Origin of the sequence: Bradyrhizobium sp. 2TAF24 (genome assembly GCF_052115025.1) — a bacterium.
In the GTDB taxonomy this organism is placed as follows: Bacteria; Pseudomonadota; Alphaproteobacteria; order Rhizobiales; family Xanthobacteraceae; genus Bradyrhizobium_A.
Genome location: NZ_JBFRFW010000031.1, coordinates 39,448 through 46,906, shown reverse-complemented (window position 1 = coordinate 46,906; position 7,459 = coordinate 39,448). Strand labels below are relative to the sequence as shown.

Here is a 7,459-nt window from a genome sequence, read left to right as displayed (position 1 = left end):
TTTTTTGTTTGACGATGACCCCAGCCCGACATTTCGCTGGACTGCGCTGAAGCCCGATACAGCAGGTTTATCAATAACTTACGCGCGTCCATCATATGCCGGTGCTTTCCGAAACCTGACCCGGCTTCCGCTCTCGCGGCCCCTATGTGGCTCTTGGAAACCGGGTCTTTCCGAGGAGTCATCGTGGCCAAGATCAAGCTCACCAAGACCGCCGTGGAGACGGCGCAACCCCAGGCGCAGGACATCGAACTGCGGGACACCGTGGTGCCCGGCTTCCTGTGCAAGATTACCCCGGCGGGCCGCCGGGTATTCATGCTCCAGTACCGCACGAACGCGGGCGAGCGTCGCAAACCTGCCTTGGGCCTGTTCGGGGAACTGACCGTCGAGCAGGCCCGCGTCATGGCGCAGGACTGGCTGGCTGAAGTTCGCCGGGGCGGCGATCCCGGCGGCGCCAAGGCCGAGGCGCGCAAGGCGCCCACGGTGGAGGCGCTGTGCCAGAAGTTCATGGAGGACTACTCCAAGAAGCGCAACAAGCCCAGCACGCGGCGCGGCTACCAGGCCGTTATTGATCGCTGCATTGTTCCGCTGCTCGGGCGCAAGAAGGTGCAGGACGTGAAGCGGCCTGACGTTGCCGGGCTGATGGAGAAGTTGGCCTACAAACCCGCCGAGGCGAACAACACATTCGGCGTGCTGCGCAAGATGTTCAACCTGGCCGAGGTGTGGGGCTACCGCCCCGACGGCACGAACCCGTGCCGCCACGTTCCGATGTTCCCGCCCGGCAAGGAAACCCGGCTCATCGTGGACGACGAACTGGCGCTGATCTTCCGCCATCTGGAGAAATTGGAGGCGGAAGGACTGGAGAACTACGTCATTCCGCTGGCGATTCGCCTGCAATTCGAGTTCGCGGGCCGCCGCTCCGAAATCTGCACCCTCGAATGGAAGTGGGTTGATTTGGAGAACCGGCGCGTGGTGTGGCCGGACAGCAAGACCGGTGGCCTCTCCAAGCCCATGAGCGCGGAAGCCTATCGGCTGCTTGCGACGGCACCACGCCGGGAAGGCTGCCCTTACGTCCTGCCGTCGCCCAACGACCCGGACAAGCATTTGACCTTTGGCGAGCACTACGGTGGCTGGTGCCGGGTGCTCAAGGCCACGGGCGTGGCTCATGTCGGCACACACGGTATCCGCCACCGATCGACGACCGACATTGCCAATTCGGGCGTGCCGACCAAGGTGGGCATGAAGCTGACAGGCCACAAGACCGTGGCGATGTTCATGCACTATGTCCACACCGAGGACAAGCCAGTGCGCGATGCGGCCGAGCTGGTGGCCAGCCGGCGGCAGGCCATCACGGGTGCGCGCCAGCCTGCGGAGGCGACAGCATGAACAGCACAAAATCGCCCGCAGTGGCGGCCAAGGCTGCCGCCTTGCCTGCCGGCTACGCCGGCATCCACGGCGGCATCGTAGAACTGCTTGACGCTGCACGCCGTGCAACAGCGCGCAGCGTCAATGCGCTGATGACGGCCAGCTATTGGGAAATCGGCCGCCGCATCGTGGAGGCCGAGCAGCAGGGCAAGCGCCGCGCAGGGTACGGCGAGCAGTTGATCGAACGGCTGTCTGCCGACTTGACTGCGCAGTTCGGGCGTGGGTTCAGCCGCCCGAACTTGCAGCAGATGCGGTCGTTCTTCCTGACCCGGCCAATTCGCCAGACAGTGTCTAGCGAATCTTCTCTAGCGCCGTCGCAAGGGCATTTCCTGCTGGCGCAGGGCCGCCCTGGGCGGCTGGACGAACTGGCCCATGTCTTCCCCTTGCCGTGGTCGGCCTATGTGCGGCTGCTGATGGTCAAGGACGACCACGCGCGCCAGTTCTACGAAGCCGAAGCCCTGCGCGGCGGCTGGAGCGTGCGCCAGCTCGACCGGCAGATCGGCAGCCAGTTCTACGAGCGCACGGCGCTGTCGAAGAACAAGGCGGCGATGCTGGTCAAGAGCGCCGTGCCGAAGCCGGATGATGCCGTGACGGTCGATGATGCGATCAAAGACCCGCTCGTGCTGGAGTTCCTTGATCTCAAGGACGAGTATTCGGAATCCGATCTCGAACAAGCCTTGATTCGACGGCTGGAAGATTTCCTGCTGGAGTTGGGCGACGGCTTCACCTTCGTCGGGCGGCAGCGCCGCTTGCGCATCGACCAGACGTGGTATCGCGTCGATCTGCTGTTTTTCCATCGGCGCTTGCGCTGCCTGGTCATCATCGACTTGAAGCTCGGTGCTTTGACCCATGCTGATGTGGGCCAGATGCACTTGTATTGCAACTATGCGAAGGAACACTGGACGTTCCCCGAGGAAAATCCGCCCGTGGGCCTGATTCTCTGCGCCGACAAGGGGCACGCCTTGGCGCGGTACGCGCTGGAAGGCTTGCCCAACAAGGTGATGGCGGCGAACTACAAGATGGTGCTGCCGGATGCCGAGGTGCTGCAAAAGGAACTGGAGAACACGCGGCGGCTGATCGAATCTCGCGTGACGGTGCCTCCCAAGAAGCGCAAGCAATAACCGGGCGTCCCGGCGTGCCGCCGTCGGGCTCGCGGGCTGCGCCCCGCGCTTCGTGCCGAATCGCGGCCATCCGGCTTTGATCCCTGACGCCTCCGGCCCTCTCGGGCCTGCGCGCTCCGCTTGCCGAAAGCCGGGTGCGTGGGTGGTTTGAGGGAGCGGTCTTGCTGTGTCCCTTCACCGTATCACGGCGTTCTCGCCGTCAATGACTGCGCGTGCAGGCACGCTTGCGGCCTGGCGGCCGTCTTCGATCTTTGACTGCTTGCGCTGCGCCGTGAGGGCGACGGTTCCGGGCAATTCCGCCCGTGCAACCGGAGACCGTCATGAACGACAAATCACACGTTTCACTCGAACAGCATGTTTGCCTCGTTTGCGGCACGGCGTTCGATACCGGCGCCATCCTGCTGGACAAGCGCCTGCGCGCGAGCATGGAGCGCCATACGGCGACCGGCTGGGGCCTGTGCCCCAAGCATCAGAAGCTGGCCGACGATGGCTTTGTGGCGCTGGTCGAATGCGATCCGCAGCGCAGCGGTTCGCAGGCCGGCGGGCGCATGAAGCCCGAGCAGGCGTATCGGACGGGCCGACTGGCCCATCTGCGGCGCACGGTGTTCGCGCGGATGTTCAACGTACCGATCGCGGACGAGCAGGCTTGCGTGTTCGTTGAGCCTGGCGTGATCGAGCAGTTGCAGTCGATGACGGCGCCGGCGGCGAGCTGATCGCGCCGCGCTGCCTTCGGTGCGTCGTTCCTTCGGGAGCGGCGCACCTTTCTTCTTGCTGCGCCCGGTGCCGATACCTTCGCGCCTGCGGCGCTGCGCGCTGCGCTTGCACTCCAGGGGAAAGCCCTGCGGGCTATCCCCGCCGCGCAGGCTTGGCGCCCCTCGAAGACCGCCGACCCGGCTGCGCCGGATCGGCCAGACCGCATTCGCAGCAGATCCACGATGCCTTGCGTGTGCTCGTCCTGATTCTGTTGTTTCTTCGGCTTTGAAGGCTGGGCGTCCCCGGCCACCTGGGAGATGGCCGGGCGCGCTGTCGTGCTTCGCATCGAACCCCCTGCGGGGTTTCGCCCCTGTCGGGCTTCCATCGTTCCCTCGCTCCGCTCGGCTGACGCCTCCGGCCCGGCTTCCAGCTTCGGGCCTGCGCGCTTCGCTTGCGTGCGGTCGGCACACAGGGATGGCCGTTGCCATGTCCAGCCGTCTTCCCTGACTTCATCACCTTGTCCGCGACTGTAGCCCGCGGCCTGGTGCCGTCAAGGCGCGCAGGGCCGTGTCCTCGGCTGCGCCTGCGGGCCGCACCAACCCTGCGCTGGTTTCCTTGACGGCCCCCGTCCACGGGCTCCCTTCCGTCGCGGGCGATGAACTCAGGAAAGACGGTGGCAACAGGGCCAACCGGGTTCCTCGTGCCGACCGCACCGAACAGCCGAAAGGCTGGGCTCCGAATCTAGGAATCCGGTGTGCGGTTTTCTTCAACGGCCTTTTTGTTCAGGAGAAAGACATGCAACTCGCATCCCGTTTCGCTTCCCGTTCCCCTTCGCTGCGCAGCGACTGCCCGCTGTCCGATGACCAGATTCGCAGGGTAGCCCCGTCCATCTTCGCGGATGCCCCGCACCAAAGCCGCTCCGAGCGGTACGCCTATATCCCCACGGCGGCAGTTCTGACCGAGCTTCGCAAGGAGGGGTTTCAACCCTTCATGGTGACGCAGACCCGCGTGCGCGATGAAGGCAAGCGCGAGCACACCAAGCACATGCTGCGCCTGCGCCATGCCAGCCAGATCAACGGCGCGGAGGCTAACGAAATCGTGCTGCTGAACTCCCATGATGGCACCAGCAGCTATCAGATGCTGGCCGGAATGTTCCGGTTCGTGTGCAGCAATGGCCTTGTGTGCGGCGACACCGTGGCGGACGTGCGCGTACCCCATAAGGGCGACGTGGCCGGTTCCGTCATCGAAGGCGCTTTCGAGGTGTTGAGCGGCTTCGAGCGGGTGAAGGAATCCCGCGATGCCATGCGCGCTATCACGCTGGATGAAGGCGAAGCCGAAGTGTTCGCCCGTTCCGCGCTGGCCCTCAAGTACGACCCCACGGACAACAAGCCCGCGCCCATCACGGAGTCGCAAATCCTGATGCCGCGCCGGTTTGATGACCGACGCCCCGACCTGTGGAGCGTGTTCAACCGCACGCAGGAGAACTTGACCAAGGGCGGATTGCATGGCCGCAGCGCCAACGGACGCCGCCAGCAGACCCGACCCGTGCAGGGCATTGATTCCGATGTGCGCCTGAATCGCGCCCTCTGGATGTTGGCCGATGGCCTGCGCCAGTTGAAAGCCTGAACCGTTCCCCCGCCGGAGGGGCGGCTTCCCCTCCATTCCCTTGTTTCACTCGATTGGAGAGTCACCATGAACGCCATCACCCAAACCGAAGCCCGCGCCGTCAATACCGCCGCAGCTATTCCGCTGGAAGCTGCCGACCCGACCAAGAACCTGATTCTGGTTCCGCTGTCGCGGCTGGTGCTGCGCCCCGCTGGCCGCAACGTGCGCAAGACCCCGCGCATGTCCATTCCCGAACTGGCCGCATCCATCCAGCGTGTGGGTCTGCTGCAAAACCTGATCGTGATCGCATCCGCCGATGGCGAGCATTACGAAGTTGTGGCCGGTGGCCGTCGCCTCGCCGCGTTGAAGCTGCTGGCGAAGAAACACCGCATCGCCAAGGATTGGGAGGTGCCTTGCCTGCTGGTGGCCGATGGCACGGCCCGCACGGCCAGCCTCACCGAGAACGTGCAGCGCGAAGCCATGCACCCGGCAGACCAGTTTGAAGCCTTCGCGGCGCTGGTGGCCGAAGGCCGACCCATCGAGGACATTGCGGCGGATTTCTCCGTTACGCCGCTGGTGGTGCAGCGCCGTTTGAAGCTGGCGAATGTCTCGCCGCGCCTGATGGCCGACTACCGGGCCGATGCCGTCACGCTCGATCAGTTGATGGCCCTTGCCATCACCGATGACCACGCCGCGCAGGAAGCCGCGTTCTACGATGCACCGCAGTGGCAGCGCCACCCATCCCACTTGCGCGAACGCCTGACCGAAAGGGAAATCGACGCCTGCCGGCATCCGCTGGTGCGCTTTGTCGGGCTGGACAGCTACGAGGCCGCAGGCGGTGGCGTGCGCCGTGACCTGTTCGCGGAAGATGATGCGGGTGTGTATCTGACCGATGCCGCGCTGCTGGAACGGCTGGCGCAAGACAAGCTGGCGGGCATCGCCGCCACTGTCCGCGCCGAGGGTTGGGCCTGGGTGGATGCCACGCCGGGCGTGACCCATGCCGACCTGCACGCTTTCCAGCGTGCGCCGAGAGAGCGGCGCGAGCCGAACAAGCGCGAAGCCGCACGCATCGAGAAGCTGCAAGCCCGGATGCACCAACTGGCCGAAGCCGTGGATGCCGCGCTGGACGCCGACGACGAGGACAAGGCCGACGCCGACGCCTTGCAGGAGGAAGGCGAAGCCGTGGGCGAACAGTTGCAGGCGCTGGAAGATGGCTTGCAGGACTACGGCGCGAACGTGAAGGCCGCAGCCGGTGCCATCGTCACCATCGACCGCAACGGCGAGGCCGTGATTCATCGCGGCCTGATGCGCGAGGCCGAAGCCAAGGCGCTGCGCACGCTGGAAAAGCTGCGCCAGGGTTTCAGCGACCCGGACGCCGCGAACGATGACGAGGGCGAGGACGGAGACGACGACAGGCAGCCCAAGACCGCCGCCATGTCCGACCGGCTGGCGCAACGCTTGAGCGCCCACCGCACCGCCGCGCTGCAAATCGAAGTCGCACGGCATCCGCAAGCTGCGCTGGCAGCTGTGGTGCATGGCATGGTGCAGACCGCCTTGCAGGAAAGCCGCTACGGCCGCAGCCGTGATTCTCTGCCGCTGGGCGTCGGCCTGAAAGTGCAAGACCGGCTGGAAGGCATGGCCCCGGACTGGCCGGGATCGCCTGCCGCCGTGGCGCTGCGCGAACTGCAACAGGTAGCGGGCGAAGCCTTGCCGGACGACAGCGCCGAATTGTTCGCCGTGCTGCTGACGAAGCCGCAAGACGAGCTGGTCAAGCTGCTGGCCGTGTGCGTGGCTTCCACGGTGGACGTGGTGACGCCTCGCGCCACGCCGCACCAGCCCGGCGAAGAACTGGCGCAGGCCGTGGGCCTCGACATGGCCGCATGGTGGCAGCCGACCGCCGAAGGCTACTTCAAGCATGTTTCCAAGGCCGTGATTCTGGAGGCCGTGGGCGAGTTCGCGCCGGAATCCGTCACCCGGCTGGGTAAGCTCAAGAAGGCCGACATTGCCAGCGAAGCCGAGCGGCTGGCCGATGGCACGGGCTGGATGCCTGCCATCTTCAAGGCCGCAGGCCCGCAGCAGGCAGTGCAGGAAAGCGCGCAGGAGGAAGGCCCGGAGCAGGACGCCCCGGAGGATGCCGAGGCAATGGCGGATGAAACCGCCGAGGCGCTGGCCGCTTGACCCGCGCCGAAGGCAAGCGCCCCGGCTTCGACCGGGGCGCTTCGCCGAAAGGAGAAGCCCCCATGACCCGCATCACCAGCAGCCGCCAGCGCATGGCGGCGATCTACGCCCCCGGCACAACACGCGCCCGCCGCTGGCACGGCGATGGCGACGTGCGCGGCTACCGCCCGCCCTCGGGCTGGTCGGCCCGCGCTGACCTCACCGACATTCATCCCATCACGGGTCGCGCCTTGGCTCGCGCCGTGTGGTGGATCATCGAGACGAAGGAATAACCATCGTCAGCACCGCGCCCAGGCCGTTCCGTCCTGGGCGCGGTGTTGAAGCCGAACAGCCGGAACATCACGCCGCCGCCCTCGCTCTGGCTCGGGCGGCGGCGTTGCAGGCATCGCGGTGGTGCGCGATGCCAGTATGTGCCGATCGGGTCAATCGGCTATTTCTGC

6 protein-coding genes are annotated in these 7,459 nt (G+C 65.8%); all 6 read left to right on the top strand.

All coding sequences use genetic code 11. The annotated features are described in order from the left end of the window. Nucleotides 1-183: 183 nt before the first annotated feature. Nucleotides 184-1,383 (top strand): tyrosine-type recombinase/integrase, encoded by a 1,200-nt coding sequence (locus tag AB4Z37_RS30820; protein ID WP_103245827.1) that lies wholly within the window; start codon nucleotides 184-186, stop codon nucleotides 1,381-1,383. Further along, nucleotides 1,380-2,543 (top strand): PDDEXK nuclease domain-containing protein, encoded by a 1,164-nt coding sequence (locus AB4Z37_RS30815; protein ID WP_103245826.1) that lies wholly within the window; start codon nucleotides 1,380-1,382, stop codon nucleotides 2,541-2,543. The genes AB4Z37_RS30820 and AB4Z37_RS30815 overlap by 4 nt, the downstream gene beginning before the upstream one ends. Nucleotides 2,544-2,845: 302 nt before the next feature. Beyond that, nucleotides 2,846-3,256 carry a hypothetical protein gene (locus AB4Z37_RS30810; protein WP_441520491.1) on the top strand — a complete coding sequence of 137 codons (411 nt, stop codon included), beginning with the start codon at nucleotides 2,846-2,848 and terminating at the stop codon, nucleotides 3,254-3,256. Between the two features lie 775 nt (nucleotides 3,257-4,031). Beyond that, nucleotides 4,032-4,862, top strand: coding sequence for a DUF932 domain-containing protein (locus tag AB4Z37_RS30805; RefSeq protein WP_103245943.1), 831 nt, complete (start codon nucleotides 4,032-4,034; stop codon nucleotides 4,860-4,862). 66 nt (nucleotides 4,863-4,928) lie between these two features. Further along, nucleotides 4,929-7,019, top strand: a complete 2,091-nt coding sequence (locus AB4Z37_RS30800) for a ParB/RepB/Spo0J family partition protein (protein WP_066788719.1) — start codon at nucleotides 4,929-4,931, stop codon at nucleotides 7,017-7,019. Between the two features lie 62 nt (nucleotides 7,020-7,081). Next, nucleotides 7,082-7,291 (top strand): hypothetical protein, encoded by a 210-nt coding sequence (locus AB4Z37_RS30795; RefSeq protein WP_059400219.1) that lies wholly within the window; start codon nucleotides 7,082-7,084, stop codon nucleotides 7,289-7,291. Nucleotides 7,292-7,459: the final 168 nt, after the last annotated feature.

Bases quoted from the DNA above. Each gene is read 5' to 3' on its own strand.
- AB4Z37_RS30815 (WP_103245826.1), top strand. From the start codon at position 1,380: ATGAACAGCACAAAATCGCCCGCAGTGGCGGCCAAGGCTGCCGCCTTG.
- AB4Z37_RS30805 (WP_103245943.1), top strand. From the start codon at position 4,032: ATGCAACTCGCATCCCGTTTCGCTTCCCGTTCCCCTTCGCTGCGCAGC.
- AB4Z37_RS30800 (WP_066788719.1), top strand. From the start codon at position 4,929: ATGAACGCCATCACCCAAACCGAAGCCCGCGCCGTCAATACCGCCGCA.
- AB4Z37_RS30795 (WP_059400219.1), top strand. From the start codon at position 7,082: ATGACCCGCATCACCAGCAGCCGCCAGCGCATGGCGGCGATCTACGCC.